General features: G+C 70.1%; 26 protein-coding genes. 9 read left to right on the plus strand and 17 right to left on the minus strand.

Annotated features, from left to right (window positions below):
• Positions 1-400: 400 nt before the first annotated feature.
• The 3 genes from dhaM to dhaK are packed head-to-tail and all read right to left on the minus strand — an operon-like array spanning position 401 to position 2,450.
• Positions 401-796, minus strand: a complete 396-nt coding sequence (dhaM, locus tag Pth03_RS12305; protein ID WP_239118973.1) for a dihydroxyacetone kinase phosphoryl donor subunit DhaM — start codon at positions 794-796, stop codon at positions 401-403.
• Positions 796-1,425 carry a dihydroxyacetone kinase subunit DhaL gene (gene dhaL / locus Pth03_RS12310; RefSeq protein ID WP_239118974.1) on the minus strand — a complete coding sequence of 210 codons (630 nt, stop codon included), beginning with the start codon at positions 1,423-1,425 and terminating at the stop codon, positions 796-798. Before dhaL ends, dhaM begins: the two co-directional genes overlap by 1 nt.
• A gap of 32 nt (positions 1,426-1,457) precedes the next feature.
• Positions 1,458-2,450 carry a dihydroxyacetone kinase subunit DhaK gene (dhaK, locus tag Pth03_RS12315; RefSeq protein WP_203944349.1) on the minus strand — a complete coding sequence of 331 codons (993 nt, stop codon included), beginning with the start codon at positions 2,448-2,450 and terminating at the stop codon, positions 1,458-1,460.
• A gap of 345 nt (positions 2,451-2,795) precedes the next feature.
• On the opposite strand from dhaK, the gene Pth03_RS12320 reads away from it, so the two are divergent.
• The gene (locus tag Pth03_RS12320) at positions 2,796-3,569 is read left to right on the plus strand and encodes a cyclase family protein (protein WP_203944350.1); all 774 of its coding nucleotides are present in this window, start codon (positions 2,796-2,798) and stop codon (positions 3,567-3,569) included.
• Positions 3,570-3,606: 37 nt separating this feature from the next.
• Entirely contained in the window at positions 3,607-5,376 is a 1,770-nt protein-coding gene (locus tag Pth03_RS12325) for a thiamine pyrophosphate-binding protein (protein WP_239118975.1), read from the plus strand.
• Between the two features lie 303 nt (positions 5,377-5,679).
• Here the strand turns inward: Pth03_RS12325 and Pth03_RS12330 are convergent, their stop codons facing one another.
• Positions 5,680-5,838 (minus strand): hypothetical protein, encoded by a 159-nt coding sequence (locus tag Pth03_RS12330; RefSeq protein WP_203944351.1) that lies wholly within the window; start codon positions 5,836-5,838, stop codon positions 5,680-5,682.
• Positions 5,839-5,886: 48 nt separating this feature from the next.
• Here Pth03_RS12330 and Pth03_RS12335 point away from each other — a divergent pair, with 48 nt between their 5' ends.
• Complete coding sequence (locus Pth03_RS12335) at positions 5,887-6,312, plus strand: PPOX class F420-dependent oxidoreductase (protein WP_203944352.1); 426 nt, start codon at positions 5,887-5,889, stop codon at positions 6,310-6,312.
• A 112-nt stretch (positions 6,313-6,424) separates the two neighbouring features.
• The gene (locus Pth03_RS12340; RefSeq protein WP_203944353.1) at positions 6,425-7,297 is read left to right on the plus strand and encodes an LLM class F420-dependent oxidoreductase; all 873 of its coding nucleotides are present in this window, start codon (positions 6,425-6,427) and stop codon (positions 7,295-7,297) included.
• 22 nt (positions 7,298-7,319) lie between these two features.
• Here the strand turns inward: Pth03_RS12340 and Pth03_RS12345 are convergent, their stop codons facing one another.
• Positions 7,320-8,234 carry a LysR family transcriptional regulator gene (locus Pth03_RS12345; RefSeq protein ID WP_203944354.1) on the minus strand — a complete coding sequence of 305 codons (915 nt, stop codon included), beginning with the start codon at positions 8,232-8,234 and terminating at the stop codon, positions 7,320-7,322.
• 72 nt (positions 8,235-8,306) lie between these two features.
• On the opposite strand from Pth03_RS12345, the gene Pth03_RS12350 reads away from it, so the two are divergent.
• Positions 8,307-8,696, plus strand: a complete 390-nt coding sequence (locus tag Pth03_RS12350; protein WP_203944355.1) for a RidA family protein — start codon at positions 8,307-8,309, stop codon at positions 8,694-8,696.
• An 89-nt stretch (positions 8,697-8,785) separates the two neighbouring features.
• On the opposite strand, the gene Pth03_RS12355 is transcribed toward Pth03_RS12350, so the two are convergent.
• Positions 8,786-9,787 carry an aldo/keto reductase gene (locus Pth03_RS12355; protein WP_203944356.1) on the minus strand — a complete coding sequence of 334 codons (1,002 nt, stop codon included), beginning with the start codon at positions 9,785-9,787 and terminating at the stop codon, positions 8,786-8,788.
• A gap of 89 nt (positions 9,788-9,876) precedes the next feature.
• Here Pth03_RS12355 and Pth03_RS12360 point away from each other — a divergent pair, with 89 nt between their 5' ends.
• Complete coding sequence (locus Pth03_RS12360) at positions 9,877-10,584, plus strand: TetR/AcrR family transcriptional regulator (RefSeq protein WP_308442345.1); 708 nt, start codon at positions 9,877-9,879, stop codon at positions 10,582-10,584.
• 136 nt (positions 10,585-10,720) lie between these two features.
• On the opposite strand, the gene Pth03_RS12365 is transcribed toward Pth03_RS12360, so the two are convergent.
• From Pth03_RS12365 to Pth03_RS12375, 3 genes are read right to left on the minus strand one after another with little or no spacing between them, the layout of a single operon-like run.
• Positions 10,721-11,386 (minus strand): dihydrofolate reductase family protein, encoded by a 666-nt coding sequence (locus tag Pth03_RS12365; RefSeq protein ID WP_203944357.1) that lies wholly within the window; start codon positions 11,384-11,386, stop codon positions 10,721-10,723.
• Positions 11,386-11,907 (minus strand): SRPBCC family protein, encoded by a 522-nt coding sequence (locus Pth03_RS12370; RefSeq protein WP_203944358.1) that lies wholly within the window; start codon positions 11,905-11,907, stop codon positions 11,386-11,388. The genes Pth03_RS12365 and Pth03_RS12370 overlap by 1 nt, the downstream gene beginning before the upstream one ends.
• Positions 11,891-12,253: an ArsR/SmtB family transcription factor gene (locus Pth03_RS12375; protein WP_203944359.1), complete on the minus strand. Its 363-nt coding sequence runs from the start codon at positions 12,251-12,253 to the stop codon at positions 11,891-11,893. Before Pth03_RS12375 ends, Pth03_RS12370 begins: the two co-directional genes overlap by 17 nt.
• A gap of 41 nt (positions 12,254-12,294) precedes the next feature.
• Between Pth03_RS12375 and Pth03_RS12380 the strand changes: the two genes are divergently transcribed.
• Complete coding sequence (locus tag Pth03_RS12380) at positions 12,295-12,777, plus strand: hypothetical protein (RefSeq protein WP_203944360.1); 483 nt, start codon at positions 12,295-12,297, stop codon at positions 12,775-12,777.
• A 184-nt stretch (positions 12,778-12,961) separates the two neighbouring features.
• Here the strand turns inward: Pth03_RS12380 and pruA are convergent, their stop codons facing one another.
• Both pruA and Pth03_RS12390 read right to left on the minus strand, forming a co-directional pair.
• Positions 12,962-14,635, minus strand: coding sequence for an L-glutamate gamma-semialdehyde dehydrogenase (pruA, locus tag Pth03_RS12385; RefSeq protein ID WP_203944361.1), 1,674 nt, complete (start codon positions 14,633-14,635; stop codon positions 12,962-12,964).
• Positions 14,636-14,717: 82 nt separating this feature from the next.
• Positions 14,718-15,629: a proline dehydrogenase family protein gene (locus Pth03_RS12390; RefSeq protein WP_203944362.1), complete on the minus strand. Its 912-nt coding sequence runs from the start codon at positions 15,627-15,629 to the stop codon at positions 14,718-14,720.
• Between the two features lie 83 nt (positions 15,630-15,712).
• Between Pth03_RS12390 and Pth03_RS12395 the strand changes: the two genes are divergently transcribed.
• The gene (locus Pth03_RS12395) at positions 15,713-16,762 is read left to right on the plus strand and encodes a PucR family transcriptional regulator (protein ID WP_239118976.1); all 1,050 of its coding nucleotides are present in this window, start codon (positions 15,713-15,715) and stop codon (positions 16,760-16,762) included.
• Between the two features lie 5 nt (positions 16,763-16,767).
• Here the strand turns inward: Pth03_RS12395 and budA are convergent, their stop codons facing one another.
• From budA to Pth03_RS12420, 5 genes are all read right to left on the minus strand, one after another.
• Positions 16,768-17,574 (minus strand): acetolactate decarboxylase, encoded by an 807-nt coding sequence (gene budA / locus Pth03_RS12400; RefSeq protein ID WP_203944364.1) that lies wholly within the window; start codon positions 17,572-17,574, stop codon positions 16,768-16,770.
• A 104-nt stretch (positions 17,575-17,678) separates the two neighbouring features.
• Entirely contained in the window at positions 17,679-18,728 is a 1,050-nt protein-coding gene (locus tag Pth03_RS12405) for a glycosyltransferase (RefSeq protein WP_203944365.1), read from the minus strand.
• Between the two features lie 113 nt (positions 18,729-18,841).
• Entirely contained in the window at positions 18,842-19,765 is a 924-nt protein-coding gene (locus Pth03_RS12410) for an anti-sigma factor RsbA family regulatory protein (RefSeq protein WP_203944366.1), read from the minus strand.
• Positions 19,762-20,586 carry an MEDS domain-containing protein gene (locus Pth03_RS12415; RefSeq protein WP_239118986.1) on the minus strand — a complete coding sequence of 275 codons (825 nt, stop codon included), beginning with the start codon at positions 20,584-20,586 and terminating at the stop codon, positions 19,762-19,764. Before Pth03_RS12415 ends, Pth03_RS12410 begins: the two co-directional genes overlap by 4 nt.
• A 43-nt stretch (positions 20,587-20,629) precedes the next feature.
• The gene (locus Pth03_RS12420; RefSeq protein ID WP_239118977.1) at positions 20,630-22,435 is read right to left on the minus strand and encodes a SpoIIE family protein phosphatase; all 1,806 of its coding nucleotides are present in this window, start codon (positions 22,433-22,435) and stop codon (positions 20,630-20,632) included.
• 98 nt (positions 22,436-22,533) lie between these two features.
• Here Pth03_RS12420 and Pth03_RS12425 point away from each other — a divergent pair, with 98 nt between their 5' ends.
• Positions 22,534-23,247 carry an ANTAR domain-containing response regulator gene (locus Pth03_RS12425; RefSeq protein ID WP_203944368.1) on the plus strand — a complete coding sequence of 238 codons (714 nt, stop codon included), beginning with the start codon at positions 22,534-22,536 and terminating at the stop codon, positions 23,245-23,247.
• 25 nt (positions 23,248-23,272) lie between these two features.
• Here the strand turns inward: Pth03_RS12425 and Pth03_RS12430 are convergent, their stop codons facing one another.
• Complete coding sequence (locus Pth03_RS12430) at positions 23,273-23,629, minus strand: STAS domain-containing protein (protein WP_239118978.1); 357 nt, start codon at positions 23,627-23,629, stop codon at positions 23,273-23,275.
• Positions 23,630-23,684 lie beyond the last annotated feature (55 nt).

Below are 23,684 nucleotides of genomic sequence, written 5' to 3' on the forward strand. Positions count from 1 at the left end.
GACCCTGGGGCGTGATCATGCAGAAGTTCGGCGGATGGGTGGCTGAGGTGCGCAAACCCAAGCCGTGATCATGCAGAAGTTCGGTCGGTGGGTGCTTGAACTGCGGAAACGCAGCTCGTGATCATGCAGAAGTTCGCGAAGATGCCAGGTGGCCTGGCGTGATTCAGGGCGTGATCATGCAGGGTCCGGGCACTGCATGATCACGAACGATCAAAGGCCTGGTTACGGCGCATCCCGGCGAACTTCTGCATGATCACGATTGGTGACGGTGCAGGTGGCGGGGCATGTCTCCGAACTTCTGCATGATCACGGCTTGGGTTTGCGCACCTCAGCCACCCATCCGCCGAACTTCTGCATGATCACGGCTAAATTCCCGCTCCCTGGTCTCGCTCCTCGGGGGTCAGAGTTTGTGGAAGGTCCGGGCTTCTTCGGCGGCGGCGAGCACTCCGGCCAGCGGCGCCCCCGTCCCCGCGGTCACCGCCGCCGATATGGCGCCCTCCACGAACGGCACGTCGGCGATCACCACGGAACCCGGCTCCTCGACCAGCTTGGCCGTCAGCACCGAACTGCCGAGGTCGGGGATGAGGATGACCCCCGCACCCCGGTCCACACGTTCGATCGCGGCGCTCACCTTGTCCAGGCTTGTCCCGAGGCCGCCGTCGTCGGTGCCCCCGGCCGCCGCGACGGGCACCTCGGCCCCGCCGATCTGGCGGACGAGTTCCGCCACCTCCTCGGCGAGGCCCGCACTATGCGAGACCAGGACGATTCCGACCATCGCCTCCGGCTGGGCGTCCATCACGCCTGCCCCGCGGCCTCGCGCAGTGCGGCGAAGATCAGCACCGTGGAGGCGGCTCCCGGATCCTCGTGCCCGACGCTGCGAGGCCCGAGATAGCTCGCCCGCCCCTTGCGCGCCTCCAGCGGAACGGTGGCCCGCGCACCCTCCTGGGCCGCCGCCTCGGTGGCGGCCAGCGCGTCCGTCAGCTTCGTCCCGTCCTGTACGGCTCGGCCCAGCGCCCGGACGGCGGGAGCGAGCGCGTCCACCAGGGTCTTGTCGCCCTCTGCGGCGCCGCCGAGCTTCTGGATCCCGGCGAGGGCCGCCTCGAGACCGGCGGCCAGCGCCTCAGGCGTGATCTCGGCGGCGTCGCCCAGCGACCGGCCCATCTGCCGGAAGGCCGTGCCGTACAACGGGCCGGAGGCCCCTCCGACCTTGCGGATCAGCGCCGACCCGGCCGCCGTCAGCACGGCCCCGGGCGTCTGCGGAGGCGCGTCGGTCAGGGCCTGCCGTACCGCCGCGAAGCCCCGGTCCAGGTTGGCGCCGTGGTCGGCGTCGCCGATCGCGGCGTCGAGCTGGGTGAGGTGGTCCCGCTCGGCCTGTACGGCTGTCGCGATCGCGTTGATCCATGCGAGGAAGAAGGACGTGTCCAACAAGAACTCCTCAGAACTGTGCTCGTCGTCGGTCAGCGGCCCCAGCGCAGCCCCGGCGTCTCCACCGGAGCGTCCCACAGCCGGGTGAGCTCATCGGTCAGTCGGCAGACGCTGACCGAGAAGCCCTGCATGTCGAGGCTGGTGACGTAGTTGCCCACCAGGCTGCGTACGGCTCTGGCGCCCTTCTCCTCGAGGTAGGCGGCGACCTCGGCGTACACGATGTAGAGCTCCATCAGCGGGGTGCCGCCCATGCCGTTGAGGAGCACGAGGGTGTCGCCCGAGAGGGCCACGTCGTCGTCGATGGCGTCGAGGGCCAGCCGCGCGATCTCGCGGGCCTCGCGGTGGGAGGTGCGCGTACGGCCGGGCTCGCCGTGGATGCCGATGCCGAGCTCGATCTCGGTGTCGGGCAGCTCGAACGTCGGCCTGCCGGCGGCGGGGACCGTGCCTGCGGTCAGTGCGACGCCGAACGACCGGCTGCGCTCGTTGACCTCCTTGGCGACGCGGGCGACCTCGGCGAGGGGGGCGCCGGTCTCCGCGAGGGCGCCTGCGATCTTCTCCACGAAGAGGGTGGCCCCGGTGCCACGGCGGCCGGCGGTGTACAGGGAGTCCTGCACGGCGACGTCGTCGTTGACCAGCACGCTGGCCACCTCGATGCCCTCGTCGGCGCACAGCTCGGCGGCCATCTCGAAGTTGAGCACGTCGCCGGTGTAGTTCTTGACGATGTGGAGCACGCCGGCTCCGCCGTCCACACCCTTGGACGCCTCGATCATCTGGTCGGGGACGGGGGAGGTGAAAACCTCTCCGGGGCAGGCCGCGTCGAGCATGCCGTACCCGACGAAACCGCCGTGAAGCGGCTCGTGCCCCGATCCGCCGCCGGAGACGAGCCCGACCTTGCCCTGGTGGGGGGCGTCGGCGCGGTAGATCACCTTGTTCTCGACGTCCACCCGGAGGGAGGGGTGCGCGGCGGCGATGCCGCGCAGGGTGTCGGTGACCACCGCGTCGACGCTGTTGATGAGCTTCTTCATGACCACGCCGTCCTTGTCGCTCTCATGGCCCACTCCTGCCCGGCCAGCGATACGGCGAGCCACGGGGAGGGCTCTCGGCGCCGTGCGTGCCGGACCGAGCCGGTCCACGCCGGGACGCCGGTGCTGTCATATGAGGCCAGGCCTCCCGATGCTATGCCCAATGTCTTTTTATGCCAATAAGTCCGAATTCTTAATGTGGTCTGCATGCTGATGATGTTTCTTCCTGGCATATGACTCTTAAGAGAAGTCATGACTGCGCTGAAAGACAGCCGAGTGCGGTCTGATCTGGCGTACGGCACAGGGTGTGTAGGAGGATCTTTTCACCCTGATCGGATTGGAGACGGCATGTCGGTGTTGCACGAGCTCGTACAGGGCATCCGAAGCGGTGGAATCGAGGTGCTCGACCTCACCGCGCCGCTGAGCGGGACGACGCCGATCCTGCTGCTGCCCGAGCCCTTCGGGCAGACGGTGCCTTTCACGCTCCAGGAGATCAGCCGGTACGACGACCGCGGCCCGGCCTGGTACTGGAACAACTTCACGACCGGCGAGCACGTGGGCACACACTTCGACGCGCCGAACCACTGGGCGACGGCCAGGGACGGGGAGGACGTCTCCCAGGTCGCCGCCTCCAAGCTCATCGCCCCCGCCGTCGTGCTCGACTTCGTCGCCGAGGCCCGTCAGAACCCCGACTTCCTCCTGGAGATCGACCACGTCAAGCAGTGGGAGGAAGAGCACGGGCCGCTGCCGGACGGCGGCTGGCTGCTCTACCGGACCGGCTGGGACGCCAGGGCCCACGACCAGGCCGAGTTCCTGAACGCCGACGAGACCGGTCCCCACACGCCGGGCATCTCCGTCGAATGCGCGCGCTACCTGGCCGAGGAGACCCCCATCGCCGGCCTGGGCGTCGAGACCGTCGGCACCGACGCCGGCGCCGCGCACTCGTTCGACCCGGCCTTCCCCTGCCACTCGTTCCTGCTCGGCGCGGGCAAGTACGGCCTGACCCAGCTGCGCAACCTCGACAAGCTGCCGGCGACGGGGGCCGTCGTGGTCGCGGGCCCGCTGCCGATCGTCGGCGGCTCCGGCAGCCCGACGCGTGTGCTCGCCCTGGTCGAGAGATAGCAGCAGACCGCGACCGCAGACAGATGACAGCCGACAGATGAGCGGGGGACCCATGAACGTCGCCGAGGCCGTCGGAGCGGTGCTCGCCTCCCTTGGCGTGCGCACCGCCTTCGGCGTGGTCGGAAGCGGGAACTTCCATGTGACCAACGCCCTGACCGAGCACGGCGTCCGCTACGTCGCCGCGCGCCACGAGGGCGGCGCGGCGACCATGGCCGACGCCTACGCCCGGATGAGTGGCACGGTCGCCGTGCTCACCGTGCATCAGGGACCCGGCCTGACCAACGCGCTGACCGGCATAACGGAGGCGGCCAAGAGCCGTACGCCGTTGCTGGTCCTGGCCGCAGAGGCGACCTCGCCGCGGTCGAACTTCCGCATCGACCAGGCGGCGCTGGCGGCGGCCGTCGGAGCCCACGGGACCCGCGTCGGATCGGCGGAGACCGTGGTGGACGACACCGTCATGGCCTACCTCGCCGCCCTGCTGGGCCGGCGGACGGTGCTGCTCAACCTGCCTCTCGACGTTCAGGCCGAGGAACTGCCCGACGACGTCGTGCACGCCGTACAGGAACTGCGAGCCGGAGGTGGGAGCCGGCGTCAGGAGGCGGCGGGGCTGGTGCCCCCTCCGTGGGGGCTGACCTTCCCGGGCGCGGGGGAATCCGGCTCCGACGAGGCGGAGTCCTCATCGCCGGCGGAGAGGTCCGGCGCCTCCGGAGCCATGGCGGAACTGGCGGCCCTGCTGGCCGCGGCCGAGCGCCCGGTGTTCCTGGCCGGACGCGGCGCGCGGGGCTCCCGCAAGGAGCTCGAGGCTTTGGGAGAGCGCGTCGGAGCGCTGTTCGCCACGTCGGCGGTGGCCAAGGGGCACTTCCACGGCAGCCCCTGGGACCTCGACGTGAGCGGCGGCTTCGCCTCTCCGCTGACGGCCGAGCTCGTCGGCGCGGCGGACCTCGTCGTCGGATGGGGCTGTTCCTTCACGATGTGGACGACCCGGCACGGCACGTTGATCGGCCCGGACACCAAGGTCGTCCAGGTCGACATCGACGCCGACGCCATCGGCGTCAACCGCCCCGTCGACCTGGGCGTGGTCGGAGACGTGCGGGAGACCGCCCGCGCGGTCCGCGACCTGCTGCCCGGGGAGGCTTCCGGGCCGGAACACGGGTACCGCAGCCGCGAACTCGAGGCCAGGATCGCCCGTGAGGTCCGCTGGAGGGACGTTCCGTACCAGGACCTGAGCGGAGAGGGCAGGATCGACCCCCGGACGCTCTCGATCGAGCTGGACGACCTTCTGCCCGAGGAGAGGGTCGTGTCCGTCGACTCGGGCAACTTCATGGGCTACCCGACGATGTTCTTGTCGGTTCCCGACGGGAGCGGCTTCTGCTTCACCCAGGCGTTCCAGTCGGTCGGGCTCGGCCTGGCGACCGCCGTCGGGGCCGCGCTGGCCAGGCCCGACCGGCTGCCCGTCGCCGCGCTGGGCGACGGCGGCCTGCTGATGAGCGTGGGCGAGCTCGAGACGGTCGTACGGCTCGGCCTCCCGATGGTCGCGGTGGTGTACGACGACCAGGGGTACGGGGCCGAGGTGCACCACTTCGGGCCGGACGGGTTCCCGCTCGACACGGTCAGGTTCCCTCCGGCCGACATCGCGGAGATCGCCCGGGGCTTCGGCTGCGACGCGGTGACCGTGGGGGAGAGGGCCGACCTGGGGGACGTCGCCGAATGGCTCAAGGGCCCGAGGGACAAGCCGCTGGTGATCCACGCCAAGGTGACCGCCGACAAAGCGTCCTGGTGGCTCGAAGAGGCTTTCCGCGGCCACTGACCCGTGATCATGCAGAAGTTCGCGAGGAGGCCCCGTGAGCTGCCCACCCCCGGGTCGTGATCATGCAGAACTTCGTGTTCATGCACGATGACCAGGCGCGATGAGTTTCGTGATCATGCAGAAGTTCGTCCAAGCACCGCCCTGCCTGGCGAAACGCTCTTCGTGATCATGCACAAGCCTCAGGCCGGTCCGTGATTGCGCATCGACGGGCCGGGGCATCGGTGGTGCTTCTGCATGATCACGATTGACCTTTGCCCAGGTCGTACGGCACGGCGCCGAACTTCTGCATGATCACGACATGAATCACCGCACGTCAGTGGGCATGCCGGCGAACTTCTGCATGATCACGCCAAGGGGGTGGGCCAGGTCACGGCGCACGCGCTCGAACTTCTGCATGATCACCACCAAAAAAGGCACCACCAAAAAGGCACCACCAAAGAGGGGACTGATCACCTGCTCCATGGCCGTGACGTGATCGCTCCCTGAGGGAGGGATGCGTACTTTGGGGACATGGAGACCATGACTGACGCCGAGTGGCGTGACTTCGTGATGACGGGCACGCGTACGGGAAAGCTGGCGGTCACCCGGGCCGACGGGCGGCCGCACGTGACGCCCGTCTGGTTCGTCCTCGACGGCGACGACGTGGTGTTCACCACGTCGGAGACCGGCGTCAAAGGCAGGGCGCTCGCGCGCGACCCCCGGGCCGCGATGTCCGTCGACGACGACCGCCCGCCGTACTCCTTCGTGGTGATCGAGGGGGAGGTCACGCTGTCGTCGGACCTCGACGACCTGCTTTGCTGGGCGACCGTCCTCGGCGGCCGTTACATGGGCGCCGGCCGGGCCGAGGAGTTCGGCGAGCGTAACGGCGTGCCGGGTGAGCTGCTCGTACGGCTCCACGCCGACCGCGTGATCGCCCAAAGGGGGCTCGCCGTCTGACTCGCAGGCTTCTTCGCGTGATGGACCGCTCGTCGCGCCGGGCGCAATCCGATAACCGGAGGAGCTTCCCCTTATGTGCTGAGAAGGTGTAAGCATGTAATGGGAGGTTTTAATGAAGGTTGGACTGCAGATCCCCAATTTCACGTTCCCCGGTGGGCCGGCGACCCTCGGCGCCGACCTGGCGGCGATCGCGAAGACCGCTGACGACGCCGGATTCGACGCGATCGCCGTGATGGACCACTTCTTCCAGATCCGGTCGGTCGGGCCGTCCGAGAACGACATGCTGGAGGCGTACACCACCCTCGGTTATCTGGCCGCCCACACCAGCCGGGCCAAGCTGCTGACACTCGTCACCGGCGTGACCTATCGCCGGCCTGGACTGCTCGGGAAGATCATTTCAACGCTCGACGTGCTCTCCGGCGGCCGTGCCTGGCTCGGGATCGGCGCGGCGTGGAACGACGAGGAATCGCGCGGTTTGGGCTTCCCGTTCCCGCCGGCGGGTGAACGGCTCGAACGGCTCGAAGAGGCGGTCCAGATCGTCCTGCGGATGTGGGCGGATGGGGATGAACCGTACAAGGGCAAGCACTATCAGCTGGAGCGCCCGCTCAACGCCCCGCAGCCGCTGACCCGGCCGCACCCCCCGATCCTCATCGGCGGCGGCGGTGAGAAGAAGACCCTGAAGCTGGTCGCCCGCTACGCCCAGGCGTGCAACCTGTTCCCCGGCCCCGACCTGGCCAGGAAGCTCGACGTGCTCCGGGCGCACTGCGAGGCGGAGGGCCGCGACTACGACGACATCCAGAAGACCGTCTATTACATCTACGACATCGGCGAGAAGGGGGAGAACGCCCAGAAGATCGTCGACGACCTCGGCGGGTTCGCGGAAATGGGATTCAGCCTCGCCATCGGCATGGTGAAGGACGTCCACCGGATCGAGCCCCTCGAGACCATCGGCAACGAGGTCGTCCCCGCCGTCGCCGCTCTGTGACGTACGGCGTCGCGGAGGAGCGTCATGGTCCCTCAACGGGGCCGTGACGTTCCCGGACGGCGTCGATGAACTGGGCCACCAGGGGGCCGGCGTCGTCACGTCGCCGGCTCACCGCGACGACGGTCCGGGCGGAGTCCGGCTCGATGCGCCGGCACGCCACCCCCTTGAGCCGGATACGGCGGATGCCCGCCGGGGCGAGCGACACGCCGAGCCCCGCCTCGACGAGCGCGCAGACGGTCTGCCATTCCACCGCGCGCTGGCCGATCCGGGGCTCGTAGCCCGCCTCACGGCACATGTCGACGATTCGGTCGTGCAGCCCGGGCCCCGCGGCACGCGGCAGCAGCACGAACGTCTCGCCGGCCAGCGCACCCAAGGGGACGACGCGAAGCGTGGCGAGCGGATGCGCGGCGGGCAGGATCGCGACGAACTCCTCGGACAGGATCGGCTCGGACACCGTCCCCGGCTCGTCGGGCGCCGGGTCGCGGAGAAGCCCGACATCGATCACGTGGTCCTTCAGTGCGGCCGTCTGCGCCGCCGTCGTCATTTCGGTGATCTCCATGTCCACGTTGGGATGGCGCTCACGGTAGGAGCGCAGGAGCGCCGGGAGAACGGTCAGCGCGAGCGAGGCGGAGAAGCCGACGCGGATCCGCCCGGCCTCGCCGTCTCCCGCCCGCCTGGCCGCGTCGAGGCCGTGGGCGACCTCGTCGAGGGCCCGCCGCGCGGACGGAAGGAGTTCGTGCCCGGCCGAGGTGAGCGCGACCTGTCCGGGACCTCGGGTGAACAGCGGGTGCCCGACCTTCTGCTCCAGCCTGCGGATCTGCTGGCTCAGCGGCGGCTGCGCGATGCCGAGCCGTTCGGCGGCACGTCCGAAATGCAGTTCTTCCGCGAGTACGGCGAAGGCGTGCAGTTGCTGGAGCGCGAGCTCGGGACGGTTCATACGCGTAGAGATATCATGCGATGCATTTGAGCGTATTAGACGTATAACCGCAGATCGCCTACGGTTCCACCCATGGCGAAGCGGTACTCGATCATGAGTGGTTCGACGTTCGAGGAGCAGATCGGTTACGCGCGAGCGGTGGCCGACGGCGAATGGGTGCACGTTTCCGGGACCACCGGATTCGACTACGCGACGATGACGATCTCTGACGACGTGGTCGAACAGGCCGAGCAATGCCTGCGGAACATCGAGGCGGCGCTGGCCGAGGCCGGCTGCTCGCTCGCCGACGTCGTCCGCGTGCGCTATCTCCTGCCCGAGCGCGCGGATTTCGAGCCATGCTGGCCGGTTCTGCGCGCTCGCTTCGGCGAGGTACGGCCGGCCGCGACCATGATGGTGTGCGGCCTCGCCGACCCCCGCATGAAGATCGAGATCGAGGTCGACGCCCGCCGTCGCGTGGCCTGAGAGCCGCGACCGCCGGCCTCGGGCGGCTGCGGAACAGCCCGGGAAGCGTCCCGCATGGCCGTACGGCTGAGCACGCCCGGCCGGGAGGGTCAGCGCTCGCTGTCCATCGTCTTCAGGAACACCTCCGCGTAGCGTGTGCCCGAGGCCGAGCCCGCGGGCACGGCCTGCTCGATCGCGGTGAGGTCGGCCGGCGACAGCACCAGGTCGGCGGCGGCCAGCGACTCCGCCAGGCGGTCGCGGCGGCGGGCGCCGACGAGGGGCACGATGTCCTCACCCCGCGAGGCGACCCACGCGATGGCCACCTGGGCGACGGAGGCCTTCAATCCCTCCGCCACCTGCCGTAGCGCCTCGACCAGGGCGAGGTTCGCCGCCAGGTTGTCGCCCTGGAATCGGGGACTGATGCCGCGGAAGTCGCCCGCCGTGAGCTCGCGCTCCGCGCTCCAGTGCCCGGACAGCAGCCCCCGCGATAGCACGCCGTACGCGGTGACGCCGATGCCGAGTTCGCGCGCGGTCGGCAGGATCTCGGCCTCGATGCCGCGGGACAGGAGCGAGTATTCGAACTGCAGGTCGCTGATCGGGTGCACGTCGGCCGCCCGGCGCAGCGTCTGCGCGCCGACCTCCGACAACCCGATGTGGCGGACGTGGCCGGCCTGGACCATCTCGGCGATGGCGCCCACGGTGTCCTCGATGGGCACGTTCGGGTTCAGCCGGGCCGGCCGGTAGATGTCGACGTGATCGGTTCCCAGCCGTCGCAAGGTGAAGGCCAGCCGGTCTTTCACCGCGGAGGGGTCGACGTCGGTGGGGACGGGCTGAAAGGCGCCCGACGGATCACGGCGGGATCCGAACTTCACGCTGAGGACGACCTGGTCACGGTCGCGCGACCGCAGCGCGTCCCTGATGAGCATCTCGTTGTGGCCAGAACCGTAGAAGTCGGCGGTGTCGATCAATGTGACGCCGGCGTCCAGCGCCGCGTGGACGGTCGCGATGCTCTCGGCCTCGTCGGCCGGGCCGTACAGGTCGGACATCCCCATCGCACCGAGCCCGAGCGCCGAGACGGTGGGGCCGGTGGATCCGAGTGTGCGTGCGCGCATGGCTGTGCCTCCGTCATGTTTTCGCTGATATCGGAAAATTGATATCACTGATATTTACGACGATAACACGAGGCTGGTATCGTTGATACATGGGTGTGGATGACCGATCGGCGACCAGAGAGCGCATCGTGGCGGCGGCCGCCGGTCTTCTGGCGGAGGGAGGCCGCGAGGCCGTCTCGACCCGCGGCGTCAGCAATGCGGCACATGTACAACCGCCCGCCATCTACCGGATTTTCGGCGACATGCAGGGGTTGCTCGACGCGGTCGTGTCGTACGGCTTCCAGGCCTATCTCGACAAGAAGATCAATCGCCCGCATGCGGCCGACCCGGTCGACGACCTGCGTGAAGGCTGGGACGCGCACGTGGGATTCGGGGTGGCCAACCCCGAGTTCTACAAGCTCATGTACGGCCAGCCGGTGTCGGGCACCGAATCGGAGGCGGCGAAGAAAGCCGCCGAGATCTTGATCGGCCTGGTGGAAAGGGTGGCCAAGGCCGGGCGGCTGGCGGTCGGGGTGGAACGGGCGGCGCAGATGATTCACTCGGCCGGGTGCGGAGTCACGCTCACCCTGATCGGCACGCCTCCGGAAAGCCGCGATCCGGAATTGTCGGAGCGTACGCGGGAGGCGATCCTCGCCGCGGTGATCACGGAGGGGCCGCGGGCTTCCGGAGCAGGGCGGCCGAGCGCCGTCCATGCCGTAGCGCTGAAGGCGGTGCTGTCCGAGGCCGAGGACACGTTGAGCCCCGGAGAGCGGCACCTGCTGACCGAATGGCTCGACCGCATCTCCCACTCGTGGTGATCACCCCTCCTTGTGGTGATCATGCAGAAGTTCGGCGCCGGGCGTGCTGAGCGGTGCCCGTACTCGGCCGGGCCAACGCCTCACCCCGCGCGACCCTGGGCCGCGGGGTGGGGCGCTGGCCGGCGTGGTGCGCCGGCTACCGCTTCCCGACGGTGTAGGTCAGGTGGGTCACCCGGGATGATGCGTCCGTGCGGGTCTGGTCGAGGGCGAGGCGGGCCGGGTCCACGCGGTCGAACAGGCGGATGCCGGTGCCGAACAGCACGGGCGCGAGGGTGATCGAGAACTCGTCGATCAGGCCGCTGTCCAGGTACTCCTGGATCGTCTCGGCGCCGCCGGCGATGCGGACGTCGCGGTCGCCGGCGGCCTCGCGGGCCTGGTCCAGTGCGCTGGAGATGCCGTCGTTGACGAAGTGGAAGGTCGTGCCGCCCGGCCGCTCCCACGGGTCACGCTTGGTGTGGGTGACGACGAACACCGGGGTGTGGAACGGCGCCTCCTCCGGCCATGCCGGCTCGCCGGCGTCGAACATGCGCTTGCCCATGACACTCACGCCGGTGCGCTCGTACGTCGCCCGAGCGATGTCGTTGTCGAGTCCTTCCTCGCCGCCCTCGCCGAGCTTGAGGTTCTCCCGGAACCACCGCTGCGGGAACGCCCACGCCTGCAGCTCCGACCACTTCGTCATCCAGCGCTGGACCCTCGGGTCGTTCTGACCTTCGGGCGAGAAGACGTCCTCGACGGGCACGGCCTCCGGCGCCATGAAGCCGTCGAGCGACATCGTCACGCTGAAGAACACCTTCCCGGCCATCAGCCCTCCGTTCCCTTCGGCGTGGTCTCGTTCCAGGTGAGTTCGGCGACGTAGGCCGCCAGGTTGCGCAGGGTCTGCTCGCCGCCCTCGATCGCGTGGTACTTCTCCACCGCCTCGTCGCGGAGTTCCTTGGTGGGGAACATCGTGCGCATCACGATCCGGGTCTCGGCGCCGGCCGGCTCGAAGGCCAGGACCGACTCGAAGGCGTTGGGGTCGTCGCGGGACTCGCCGTGCAGCAGGGCGATCCGTTCCGGCGGGACGATCTCCCGCCAGGTGATCCACTCCTGGTAGTCGGTCCCGTCCGGCCCGTGCATCACGAAGTCCCAGGCCCCGCCGACGCGGAACTCGAAGGACCGCGTGGTGGTGGAGAACCCCTCCGGTCCCCACCACCGCGACAGGTGCCGGACCTGCGTGAACGCTTCGAACACCAGCTCCCGTGGGGCGCCGATGACCCGGGACATCACGATCTCGCGGTCCGCGGTCGCGTGTTCGGGCTCGCCGCCGCTACTGGTCGTCGCCATCCGGTGGTTCCTCTCGCCTTGCCTGTTTCAGGTCCTGGACGTACTCGTCCAGCCGGTCGAAGCTCCCGCTCCAGAACCGCTCGAAGCCGCCCAGCCACTCGTGCAGCGGCCGCAGCCCGCGGGCGTCCAGGCCGTACAACCGCTGCTTGCCCGCTCCGCGGACCCGCACCAGCCCGACCTCCCGGAGCACCCGCAGGTGCTTGGACGCCTGCGGCTGGCTCATCCCCAGGTCCTGCGCCAGTTCGGTCACGGGCCGCTCGCCGCCCCGCAGCAGCACCAGGATCTCCCGCCGCTGCGGCTCGGCGATCGCGTTGAACGCGTCCGAGGTCGTCGCCGCTCGTGCCATGGCGCCATCATATGCCTATATCGGAATGCGTCAACGGCTGTGTGACCAACGACCGGCTCGGGCTGGCCCGGCTTGCCGACCTGACCGTGACGAAGGTGCGGCAACGCGTGGCTCGTGAGCAGCTGGGCCACCGGGGCCGCAAAGACGACCTGGCCTGGGCTCACCGGATGCTGCTCCTGCGTGCCGGCGACCGGCTGTCTGCACGCGTCCTGCGGCGGCTCGATCACGTTGACGCCCCAGGCCGCGACGACCCCACCGGGGATATCGGCGCGGCCTGGGGCGTCAAGGAACGCCTGCGGCAGCATCAAGCGCACCGGCCGCGGCTACCGCAGCCCCGACCACTACCAGGCCCGTATCCTGCTCCGCAGTGCCCGCCGATCCCGGCGGCGTTCACCCTTGAATCAGCAGGCCACCACGTTCAACTGCGGATAGCCAGGAAAGCCCGCCGGCCTGGCATGAAGGAATACGTGATCATGCACGACGGGTTCGCCGCGGGTCGGCCCGCGAGACCCAGTCGTGCATGATCATGATTTGAGTAACACCAGGTCGGCGGTGATGCCGCCGAACTTCTGCATGATCACGATATGCGTCTTGGCTGGTCGGCCTGCATGTGACCGAACTTCTGCATGATCACGCCCCGGGGTTGGGGCAGCTCAGCGCACCCGTCCCCGAACTTCTGCATGATCACGCGCAAGAGGGGTTGTGCGGTCAGTAGCCCAAAGTGTCGAGGGGCGGCTGCTGCCAGCCGGACTGCGGGATGTCACCGCGGAAGGGCGGCGTGACGACCGGAGGGACGAAGGCCTCCTTGATGGTCCGGGCGTTGACCCACCGGATCAGGTTGAAGATCGACCCGGCCTTGTCGTTGGTGCCCGAGGCCCGCGCCCCGCCGAACGGCTGCTGTCCCACCACCGCGCCCGTCGGCTTGTCGTTGACGTAGAAGTTGCCGGCGGCGAACCGCAGGCGCTCGGTGGCGTCGGCGATGGCGAACCGGTCCTCCGCGATGATCGACCCGGTCAGCGCGTACGGCGAGACGCTCTCCATCTGGTCGAGCACGCTGTCGTACGACGCGTCGTCATAGACGTGGACCGCCAGGATGGGCCCGAAGTACTCCTTGACGAAGACCTCGTCGGAGGGGTCGGAACACTCCACAATGGTCGGCTTCACGAAATATCCGGTCGAGTCGTCGTACGACCCAGTCAGCACGTCGATCGACGCGGTCGCGCGAGCCCGGTCGATGGCGTCCTTGTGCTTGGCGAACGCCCGCGCGTCGATGACGGCGCCCATGAAGGTGGACACGTCGCCCGCGACGTCACCCACCGAGAGCGACTCGGTCGCCGAGACGAGGTCGTCGCGTATCCGCGACCAGACCGACCGCGGCACGTACGCCCGGGACGCCGCCGAGCACTTCTGGCCCTGGTATTCGAACGCACCCCTGATCAGGGCGGTGGCCAGCACGTCGGGGGAGGCCGACGGGTGGGCCATCACGAAGTCCTTGCCGCCGGTCTCGCCCACGAGCCGCGGGTACGACCGGTAGCCCGCGATGCGCTCACCGACGGTGCGCCACAGGTGCTGGAAGGTCGCGGTGGAGCCGGTGAAGTGGATTCCGGCCAGGTCGGGATGCGGCAGCGCGACCTCGGAGACCGCGGCGCCGTTGCCCGTCACCATGTTGATCACGCCGGGAGGCAGGCCGGCGGCCTCGAACAGCCGCATCAGGAAGTGCGCGGAGAACTGCTGCGTCGGCGACGGCTTCCAGACGACGACATTTCCCATCAATGCCGCAGAAGTCGGCAAATTTCCGGCGATCGATGTGAAATTGAACGGCGTGATGGCCAGGACGAACCCCTCGAGCGGGCGATACTCCATCCTGTTCCACACCCCCGGCGACGACAGCGGCTGCTCGGTCAGCAGCTGCCGCGCGTAGGACACGTTGAACCGCAGAAAGTCGATCAGCTCGCACGCCGCGTCGATCTCCGCCTGGTGCGCCGACTTCGACTGGCCGAGGATCGTCGACGCGTTCAGCGTGGCCCGCCACGGCCCGCTCAGCAGGTCGGCCGCGCGCAGGAAGATCGCGGCCCGGTCCTCGAACGGCATGGCCCGCCAGGCCGGGGCCGCCTGCGCCGCGGCCTCGATCGCCGCCCTGACGTCCGCTGCGGTGGCGTCCGCCGTACGGCCGAGCAACGAGGCGTGGTTGTGCGGCTGCACCACGTCGATCGGCGCGCCGCCGGCCATGCGCCGCTCGCCGCCGATCGTCATCGTGAGGTCGAGCCGGGCTCCCGCGAGCTCCTTCACCCGGGCTTCGAGCTCGGCGCGCTCGGCCCCGCCGGGCGCGTAGCCGCGCACCGGCTCGTTGGCCGGTACCGGAACACTGGTGATCGCATCCATGGCAGACCCCTCATCTCGCCGATCCGAAACAGGATCCGTAAGCCGGACCCGGGAAACCGGGCCCGCAAACCGGACCCGAGGACTATTTGCCGCGCAGGGAGCGCAGGAAGAATCCGACGTTGGCCGGGCGCTCGGCAAGGCGGCGCATGAAGTAGCCGTACCAGTCGTCGCCGTAGGGCACGTAGACCCGGATCCGGGAGCCCGCGCCGGCGAGGGCCTCCTGCTTGTCGGTCCTGATCCCGTACAGCATCTGGTACTCGTAGCTGTCCCGGTCACGGTCGTTGCGGTCGGCGAGCAGCTCGGTGATCGCGATCAGCCGGTCGTCGTGCGTGGCGACCATGGGGTAGCCGGTGCCCTCCATGAGGATCTTCAGGCACCGCACGTACGCCATGTCGACGTGAGCCTTCTTCTGATAGGCCACGGTGGCGGGCTCACTGTAGGCGCCCTTGACCAGGCGGACCCGCGAACCGGCGAGGTCACGGCAGTCGCCCTCGCTGCGGAACAGGTAGGCCTGGATGGCGACACCGGTCTCGGGGAAGTCCTCCCGCAGCGCGCGGAGGATCTCCAGCGTCGAGTCGACCGTGGTGTGGTCTTCCATGTCGAGGGTGACCGTGGAGCCGCAGTCGCGGGCCGCCTCGCAGATGCGCCGGGCGTTGTCGAGGGCCATCGGGGCGTCGAGGGCCTGCCCGAGGGCCGACAGCTTCACCGACACCTCGGCGCGGCGGCCGAGCTCCAGCGGGCGCAGGGCGCCGAGCAGGGTCACGTACGCCTTCACCGCGTCGATCGTGGCCTGGGTGTCCCGGACCTCCTCGCCCAGATGGTCGATCGTCACGGCCAGCCCGGCGCCCGTCAGGCGGCGCGTGGCGGTGACGGCGTCATCGGGCGACTCGCCGGCGACGAAGCGCTCGACGACCTTGCGGGTGAGGGGGAATCCCGACACCGCGCGGCGCGCGAGCGGGCTCCGCGACCCGGCCAGAAGCAGGGAACCGAACATGCGCCCAGCGTAAATCCGCAGCTCATGGCGAAACCACCGACATCCGCCACAGCCTTTTCATACAGATGCACAACAATGGAGAGATGCAAGACATCGCCGACGAGATCGCCCGGATCCTCGACGCGTCGGTGACCCTGGAAGATCGTTCGTTCAACCTCCTGGCGTACGGCGCGCAAAGCGGGGACATCGACACGGTGCGTCAGGAGTCGATCCTTCGCAGGCGGGCCACCGACGAGGTGCGCGCCCATTTCGAGGCGTACGGAATCGCCACCGCGACGGGCCCCGTCCGCATCCCCGGCCTGCCCGGCATGCTCGGGCGCGTCTGCGTGCCGCTGCGGCACGCGGGAGTCACCTACGGCTACCTGTGGCTGCTCGACTCGGGCGCGCTGACCGACGAGCGGCTGGCGTCGGTCGCCCCGCTGGTGGAGCGGGCCGCCGCGCAGCTCGCCCACGAGGCACGCGGACGGCAGGCCCGCCTCAGGGACTTCTTCTCCGCAGACCCCGGCATCCGGGCCGCCGCGGGGGTCGAGGCCGAGGGCCCCGTGACGGCGATAGCCGTACGGACCACGTCCAGCCGGGCCGCGGCGCTGTGGAGCCTGCCGCGGGGCGTTCTCGCCGAACCCGCCGCCGACGAGGCGCTCCTCGCGGTGCTCGCCCCCGCGCCGCAGGCGGGGGAGGCGGCCCGCAGGCTGCATGACATGTACGGCACGGCCGCCGGGGTCGGCGGGCCGCGCGACGACCCGCAGGAGGCGTGGGAGAGCTGGCGGGAGGCCCTGGTCGCGCTGAAGGTGGCCGAGCACGTCGAACGGCACGCCCCCGTCGCGAGCTGGGCGGACCTCGGGGTCTACCGGCTGCTGGCCCGGTTGTCCCACCGCGAGCTCGCCGAGCTCGCCGCCGAGTCGGCCGCCCTGTCGGCGGGGGAGCTGGCCGAGACGGTCGAGGACTATCTCGACCACGGCGGCCACGTGCAGGAGACGGCCGAGCACCTCGGCATCCACCGCCAGACGTTGTACTACCGCCTCGGCAAGGCGGAGCGGCTGACCGGGTTCGACCTGGACGACGGCGAGAGCCGCCTGCTGCTCCATCTGTCCCTCAAGGCGGCCGCCCTGGTGGGCGGGCATCGCGGCGCCTGACGAGGTCACCCGCCCTCGGACCGGCGGATCTGCTCCGCCACGTCGGAGGGGGACAGGTTCGCGTTGAGGAAGGCCTGCGTCGTGGGCAGGCTCAGGTGCAGGTCGGCCGAGCTGCCGACCGACACCTCCCCGTGCGTCAGCTCGCAGTCGAGGAGATGGCCGCCGCGCGTGTGCTCGTCGTCGATGAAGTGCAGGTGGTAGCCGGCCACCGAGATGCTCTGCTCGTAGTCGGGTGTGCGGTAGCCGGCGAGGGTGCCGGTGACGCCGGTGAACTCGGTCACCGGCTCGCCCGCGGTCGCCTCGGTCAGCGGCGGATACGGCGGCGTCTGCGCCATCACGGTACGTGTGCGCACCCGGGAGAAGACGCCCGATATGCGGACGGCATGGATGAGGTTCGCGCTGGTGACGGCCTTGTCGATCATCCTGACCAGGTCGTCCCTGGTGGCCGGGGCGCCGATCCGCAGGGTGATGTCCGGGACGAACCGCGTGACCACGGCGAAGGGCGTGCGGTCGCCCGGCGCGGCGACACCGGCGGTGCCGTCGGCGCGCAGGTGATAGCAGACGCCGTCAAGGATGATCATCTCGCCGTCGAGGTGGTTGAACGTGCCCAGCCCGAAATCCCCGTGGGTGAGCAGGTCGGCGATCGTGACGTCGCCGTCGTAGACGCCCTCGAGCAGCGCGCTCATCGTCGAGGTCTGGTAGACGGTCCGCGCGAGCTCGGCGTCCTGGTGCACGCCGTGCTCCCCGCGGTGGTGGGAGAGCACGGTCCTGGCCCAGCGGAGGAAGCGCTCCCGAGCCGGGTCGTCGCTCACGGCCCCTCCTCACTCGAACGGGTCGCCGGGCAGCTGGGCGAACAGGTCGGTGTTTCGGGAACTCCTTTTCGAAGAACAGCCCGTGTGCGGGGGCGCCTGGTGGTTCAGGCGCAGGTCTTCTCGTAGACCCGGAGGAGCTCCATGCTGATGCGCTCGACCGAATAGCGGGAGCGTGCCCGGTCGGCCGCGGCGTAGCCGATGGCCGTGCGCAGCGTCGGGTCGCTCAGCAGCTGGCGGATCCGCCCGGCGAGCTCGGCCGGCTGGTCGGGGCGGATCAGGAAGCCGGTGACGCCGTCGACCACGGAGTCGAGGTGGGCGCCGGCCGCCGAGGCGATCACGGGGATCCCGCACGCCATGGCCTCCAGGGCCGCGGTGCCCGTCGGCACGCTGGACGGCAGCGACAGGATCAGGTCGGCGCTGCGCATGAGCTTCGGCATGGCCGTGTGGGGCACCATGCCGAGCAGTTCGACCCGCTCGGCCACCCCGCGCTCGCGGGCGTGGACGCGCAGCCGTTCGACGCTCAGGTCGTCGCCGCCCGCGATCACGAGCTCGGCCTCGGACACGGCGATGAGCGCGTCGACGGCGTTGGCCGCGCCGGCGTGGCCGACGTGGAGCAGGCGGGGCAGGTCGCCGCGCGGGAAGGCCGGGCCCTGGCGGCGGAACCGCTGCGTGTCCACTCCATGGGGGACGACCGAGATGTTGCGGCGGGGCACGCCCATCCGGATCAGTTCCGACTCCTCGTCGGCGCACGCGGCGATGACGGCGCGGGCGCGGCGGCCGATCGCGCACTCCAGCCGGCGGACCGTCGCGGGCGTGCCGCCCTCGGGATGGGCGTGGAAGGTCTGCGTCACCGGGACGCCGAGACCCTCCGATCCGGCGATCGCGGCGAGGCCGCTCGACCAGGAGTGGGCGTGGATGATGTCGGGGCGGGTCTTGCTCCACCGCCGCCGCAGGCCGTCGCTGAAGTCGGAGATGTAGGGGAGCAGGTCGCTTTCGGACAGCTCCACGTCGGGCCCGGCGGGCACGTGCTCGACACCGGCACCCTTGGCCTTGGAACGCGTGTAGACGGTGACCCGGTGTCCTCGCGCCAGCTCGCGCGCGATGGCGGGCGTGTCGGGAGTGAGCTCGTGGGCAGAGACGATCGCGATATCCATGGCACACCTCAAGGCAGAAAGGCGCTTGAAAATGTGTGCCTGCGTCTTAGGCACGATCTATTAAGCAGGTTTACCGTACCCCGACTCGCGCTAAACGCCTAATCCGGGAAAAATCACTGGCCCTCCTGCAGGCGCGGGCCCGCGACCTGCAGCCTGACCAGGCATTTCGCCCCCGCGGAGCGCATGTCGACGTGGTCGCAGAGCTGCCTGGCCACCCAGAGCCCGTCCCCGGGACGTTCGTCCGGGCCGGGCGGCAGGAAGCCGGCGAGAGGATCCATTGCGTACGGCGCGCCGGCCCGGCGCAGGTCGCAGACGAGGGCTCCGAAGCTCTCCCAGACGCTCGCCGTCAGCGGCGCGCCGAGATAACGGGCCGCCTCGTGCGCGGCGACGGCCAGCAAGGCGGCCCGCTCCTCGGAGAGGCCGCGTTGCCGGGCCTGCCCGCCCACGAACCGCCGCACGTCGCTGAGATCGGTGATGTCGCTGCCGGCCGCGCCGTACGGGACGGCGGGAAGGGGTTCGGCGTCGCACTCCCCGAGGAAGGCGAGGGGTTCGGCGTAGCCGGGGCAGGGGCGGCCGATCCTGCCGTCGGAGCCGACCAAGGGGTGGGTGCGCAGCGCGTTCCCGGCGACGCCCGCCCCGGCCGTGCGCGTGTCGTAGGGGCAGATCATCCAGATCCCGGTGCCGGCGAGCAGCAAATTGAGGGCCGACTCCATGCGCGTCCACGCCAGCACGTCACGGGTCGAGCGGCCCTGCCAGACCGGTTCGGCGAGCACGCGCACCCGCCCCCGGCCGCTGTTGCGCCGCCAGTACCGCACGAAGGCCGTGACGCGCTGGGCGGGCCTGCGCCCGAAATAGGCCGTCTCGGCGTGGTCGACCCGGCCGGCGTCGTCGCCGAGCGTCTCGCCGAGCAGCTCGAGGTTGCGCGAGGTGGTGGTCACCAGGACGGGCTCGCCGCCGGCCAGGCCGTCCAGCACGAACGGCACGGCCATGCCGAGGAACTCCTCGTCGGAGCCGTACAGGCACGCCTGATGGATCATCGGTTCCCCCCGGGGGCGTCTCCTTCGTACACGCGCAGCCCCGGGACCGCGTCCCAGCCGATCAGCCTGATCAGCTGCGCGACGTGCTCCGGCACGCGGCTGAGCACGAGCGACCTGCCGGCCTCCAGGGCCGACGCCGTGTCGACCAGTGCCCGCAGGCCGGACAGGTCGATGAAGGTGATTCTCGACATGTCCACGTGCACGTCGCCCCGCTCGCGCCGGACCGCCGACGCCAGCGCGCGGGTCAGCTCGCCGAGCCCGTGGCCGTCGATCTCCCCCTCCAGTTCGATGCCGGGCGGCTGAGCAACGCGCCGGATGCGCAGGAGCGCGCCGTCGAACTCCAGGGTCACGTCGGCCGCCCGGTGCATGCGCAGCAGCTCCGACAGCGCCGCCGGCGGGAACAGCCGCCGGTCGTACTGGCAGACGCCCATCGCCACGCCGGAGTCGAACAACGCCTGGATCTTGGTCTCGAAGTCCGTCAGGCTCTGCGTGCCCTCGCGTACGGCCCAGCTCATCTCGCCGGTGAAGCGCAGCGCCCGGTAGCCTTCGCCGACCGCCTGGCGGGCCGCCTCGGCGACGTGGGTGACGATCTCATCCGGGTCGGACGTGCCGAGCCTGACGACGTCCAGCCGCCCCGCGTGCGCCTCCGTGTCGACGCCCCACCCGCGCAGGAGCCCGGTCACCACGGCGGGATGGGTGACGTCGGTGAGGTAGAGCACCTTGTCGCGGCCGGTCAGCCCGTCCAAGACGAACGGCGCCAGCACGGGCTCGAGCTCCGCCTCGTCCGAGTACGCGACCGAGCGGTGGTCGCCTGGTTCCATGCTCACAGTGGACCACTCCACAGGCTCGGCCGCGCCGCAGGGGTCACCGGGCTTTCCGCAACACGAGCACGGTGATCTCGTCGGAGGGGTGGCCGCCGCGGAAGGAGACGAGGTCGTCCTCGATGGCCTTGACCACGGTGGCGGGAGGCTGGCCGACGCAGCGCGCGAGGACCTCGGTGAGGCGCCCCTCGCCGTAGGTCTCGCCGGCGTCGCTGAGGGAGCCGACCAGGCCGTCCGAATAGAGCACGAGGGTCTCTCCCGCGGCCAACGTCAGCGTCTCCGTCGCGGGTTCCGCACCCTCTTCGAAGCCGAGCGGAACCCCGCCGCCGGCGGAGAAGCGCACCCCTCCGCCGGTCTGCAGCAGGACCGCGGGATGGTGACCCGCCGAGGCAAGCCGCACCTTCCTGCCGCGGGCGAACCCCGCCGCCGCCATCACGAACAGCCCGGTGTTCTGCGCGACGAGCGCGTCGCTGACCTTGCGCAGCGCCTCGCCGGGGTCGTCCTCCCAGACGCTGAGCACACGCATGCCGTTGCGGACCAGTGCGGTGACGGCGGCCGCCTCCTCGCCCTTGCCCGCGGCGCTGCCGATGACGAAACCCCAGCCGTTCTTGACCGGGAACACGTCGTAGAACTCTCCGCCGATGGCACGCAGCCCCGACCCGGGGTGGTAGATCGCGGCGGTCTCGAACCCGGGCACCTCGGGCAGAGTGCGGGGGAGCACCCCCGTCTGCAGCGTGTCGGCCGCCTGCGCCCTGCGCTGGAAGCTGCGCTGGGCACGCAGGGCAAGACCGAGGTTGACGCCGATGTCCTCCACCAACCCCAGGTCGGCCAGCCCGAACGGCGGCCGGTGGCCGAGCCGTACGAGCGTGAGGACGCCCACGACCTCGTCGTCGGTGCGGATCGGCACGCTCAGCAGCGAACCCGCTCCCATGTCCCGCAGCACGCCCTCGCCCAGCAGCGTCTCGTCGGCCACCATCTCGTCCACGAGGCCGCTCTTGGTGGTGAGGATCCGGGAGACGATCGGCGCCGCGGCCGGGTCCATCTCCTCGACGGACCGCTGGAGGCGGCCGACCGGCTGGTCGGCGGGGCCGACGACGGCCGCCCGATGGGGGACGCCCTCCCTGATCACGTCGGCGATCACCCAGTCGGCCGTCTGGGCCGCGAGCAGCCGGGAGGCCCTGATGATCGCCACAGGCTCGCGCAGGCTCTCCTCTTCGAGCAGCAGCCGGGTGAGCCGCGACAGCAGTTCGTGCCTGCGCGCGGCGGCCATGATGACCGTCTCGTCCGGGTCGCCTGCCGCCTCCGGGACCTCCGGGAGCTGCACCTCGGTCGGCAGGATGACCGCGGCGACCATCTCCTGCGGCTCGCCCGGCATGCGCAGCACGCTGAGGACCAGCCGTACGGTGTGCGTCCTGCCCTGGTGGGCCAGGCGGGTGGCGAAAGCAGCGCTCTCCTCGTCGCGCAGGACCGAGGCCAGGTGCGAGCGGAATTTGGCGCGCCCGGCGACGTCGATCAGCAGCGGGAAGGCGCGCCCGGTCAGATAGCCTGCGGGGCTGCCGAGCAGGCGGGTGGTCTCGTTGTTGATCCGGCGGACCGTGCCTCCGGTGTCCATGACGATCACCGGGACGGGCAGCGAGCGGAAGATCTGGCGGAACAGCTTCTGTTCGCGCTGGTTGCCGCCGTCCCTGCGCCTGCGACTCCTGGCCAGCTCGCCGAGCGCCGCTCGGAGCAGCTCTTCGGCGCCCTCCAGCTCGCGTAGCGCGGCGCCGGGCCCGGGTTCGTCCCGGAGGACGGCGATGCGATCGGCGAGGCCGCTGAGCGAGCGCTCCAGCTCGGCGATATCGGCCAATGCTGCCCCCTCTCTTGAAATTAGACGCTACGCCAGAGACCCGATCTAATCGATGCGGCCTGGATTAACACAGAATCATTGGGAATGGTCTTTCTACCATGGAGACGACGTCCATCCTCGCGCGCGATCTCGCCACTTTGGGGCGCGTCACCGAGGGAGCTTCCTGTGAGAGCGTCCTGCGCGGCATCACCGAGGCGGTCGCCCGCGGCGTGCCCGGATGCGCGGGCTGTACGGCCGAGTTGTGGATGGAGGGGCGGGCGCTGCTCGCCGCCTCCCACAGCGAACTGATCACGCTGATCGACCGCGAGCGCGACCTGCGCGACGGGCCCTCAAGACTGGCTCTGTCGTCCGGGAGGGCCGTCTCCGTGCCCGACGTCATGAGCGAGCCCCGCTGGCCCCACTACGCGGCGACAGCCGTACGGCAGGGCGTGCGCTCGGTCCTGGTCCTGCCGATCGAGGTCGACGGCGCCGTGGTGATCATCGGCTTGTACGGCGTGCGGCCCGGCGTGCACACCGACGAGGGGGCGCTGACGGACCTGCTCAGGGAGCAGGTGACGGTGGCGCTGGCCAACATCTGGGAGTTCGACGACGTGCTCACCCAGGGCGCCCAGATGCAGGAGGCCATGGCGGGACGGTCGATCATCGACCAGGCGAAGGGCATCATCATGTCGGCCAGCGGATGCTCGGCCGAGGCGGCGTTCGACGAACTGCGGCGGGTCTCCCAGCACCACCAGGTGAAGGTGGCCGACCTGGCGCGCCTGCTCGTCACCGAGCACCAGCAGAAGCACGGGGGCGCCGCGCCGGCGCCGTGACGGCCGCAGCCCGGGCCGGCCGGCGTCAGGCGGCGAAGGCCGCGAGCGCCTCGTCGAGGGTGTCGAACAGCGGCAGCCGCTGCGACAGGCCCGTCACCCACATGACCTTGGAGGTCGGGTACTGCACGGACACGAGGGCGAAATGGCCGCCTGCCCCCGTCGAGCGCTGCCAGTGGTGCACGATCAGGCCGAGGGCGCGCGAGTCCATGAACGTGACCCCGCCCAGGTCGAGGATCATGTCAGGCCCGTGATCCTCCGCGGCGGCGTCCAGGAAATCGGAGAACTGCTCGCGCGTAGTGGCGTCGAGAATGCCATCGACGTGCACCACCACAATGGCTCCCGCCATGGTGGTTCGCAGGGACAACAAACCGTTGTTAGACACCTCGCGCCTCCTCTGCGGCAACATTACTGGTGCCGAGGGGGTGGTGAAACTCCCG

It is taken from the genome of Planotetraspora thailandica (assembly GCF_016863335.1).
GTDB classification, from domain to species: domain Bacteria; phylum Actinomycetota; class Actinomycetes; order Streptosporangiales; family Streptosporangiaceae; genus Planotetraspora; species Planotetraspora thailandica.

What these genes read in the sequence shown, in the direction of transcription:
- dhaM (WP_239118973.1), bottom strand. Translation starts at nt 796, where the DNA reads ATGGACGCCCAGCCGGAGGCGATGGTCGGAATCGTCCTGGTCTCGCAT.
- dhaK (WP_203944349.1), bottom strand. Translation starts at nt 2,450, where the DNA reads ATGAAGAAGCTCATCAACAGCGTCGACGCGGTGGTCACCGACACCCTG.
- Pth03_RS12320 (WP_203944350.1), top strand. Translation starts at nt 2,796, where the DNA reads ATGTCGGTGTTGCACGAGCTCGTACAGGGCATCCGAAGCGGTGGAATC.
- Pth03_RS12325 (WP_239118975.1), top strand. Translation starts at nt 3,607, where the DNA reads ATGAGCGGGGGACCCATGAACGTCGCCGAGGCCGTCGGAGCGGTGCTC.
- Pth03_RS12330 (WP_203944351.1), bottom strand. Translation starts at nt 5,838, where the DNA reads ATGGAGCAGGTGATCAGTCCCCTCTTTGGTGGTGCCTTTTTGGTGGTG.
- Pth03_RS12335 (WP_203944352.1), top strand. Translation starts at nt 5,887, where the DNA reads ATGGAGACCATGACTGACGCCGAGTGGCGTGACTTCGTGATGACGGGC.
- Pth03_RS12340 (WP_203944353.1), top strand. Translation starts at nt 6,425, where the DNA reads ATGAAGGTTGGACTGCAGATCCCCAATTTCACGTTCCCCGGTGGGCCG.
- Pth03_RS12345 (WP_203944354.1), bottom strand. Translation starts at nt 8,234, where the DNA reads ATGAACCGTCCCGAGCTCGCGCTCCAGCAACTGCACGCCTTCGCCGTA.
- Pth03_RS12350 (WP_203944355.1), top strand. Translation starts at nt 8,307, where the DNA reads ATGGCGAAGCGGTACTCGATCATGAGTGGTTCGACGTTCGAGGAGCAG.
- Pth03_RS12355 (WP_203944356.1), bottom strand. Translation starts at nt 9,787, where the DNA reads ATGCGCGCACGCACACTCGGATCCACCGGCCCCACCGTCTCGGCGCTC.
- Pth03_RS12360 (WP_308442345.1), top strand. Translation starts at nt 9,877, where the DNA reads ATGGGTGTGGATGACCGATCGGCGACCAGAGAGCGCATCGTGGCGGCG.
- Pth03_RS12365 (WP_203944357.1), bottom strand. Translation starts at nt 11,386, where the DNA reads ATGGCCGGGAAGGTGTTCTTCAGCGTGACGATGTCGCTCGACGGCTTC.
- Pth03_RS12370 (WP_203944358.1), bottom strand. Translation starts at nt 11,907, where the DNA reads ATGGCGACGACCAGTAGCGGCGGCGAGCCCGAACACGCGACCGCGGAC.
- Pth03_RS12375 (WP_203944359.1), bottom strand. Translation starts at nt 12,253, where the DNA reads ATGGCACGAGCGGCGACGACCTCGGACGCGTTCAACGCGATCGCCGAG.
- pruA (WP_203944361.1), bottom strand. Translation starts at nt 14,635, where the DNA reads ATGGATGCGATCACCAGTGTTCCGGTACCGGCCAACGAGCCGGTGCGC.
- Pth03_RS12390 (WP_203944362.1), bottom strand. Translation starts at nt 15,629, where the DNA reads ATGTTCGGTTCCCTGCTTCTGGCCGGGTCGCGGAGCCCGCTCGCGCGC.
- Pth03_RS12395 (WP_239118976.1), top strand. Translation starts at nt 15,713, where the DNA reads ATGCAAGACATCGCCGACGAGATCGCCCGGATCCTCGACGCGTCGGTG.
- Pth03_RS12405 (WP_203944365.1), bottom strand. Translation starts at nt 18,728, where the DNA reads ATGGATATCGCGATCGTCTCTGCCCACGAGCTCACTCCCGACACGCCC.
- Pth03_RS12410 (WP_203944366.1), bottom strand. Translation starts at nt 19,765, where the DNA reads ATGATCCATCAGGCGTGCCTGTACGGCTCCGACGAGGAGTTCCTCGGC.
- Pth03_RS12415 (WP_239118986.1), bottom strand. Translation starts at nt 20,586, where the DNA reads ATGGAACCAGGCGACCACCGCTCGGTCGCGTACTCGGACGAGGCGGAG.
- Pth03_RS12425 (WP_203944368.1), top strand. Translation starts at nt 22,534, where the DNA reads ATGGAGACGACGTCCATCCTCGCGCGCGATCTCGCCACTTTGGGGCGC.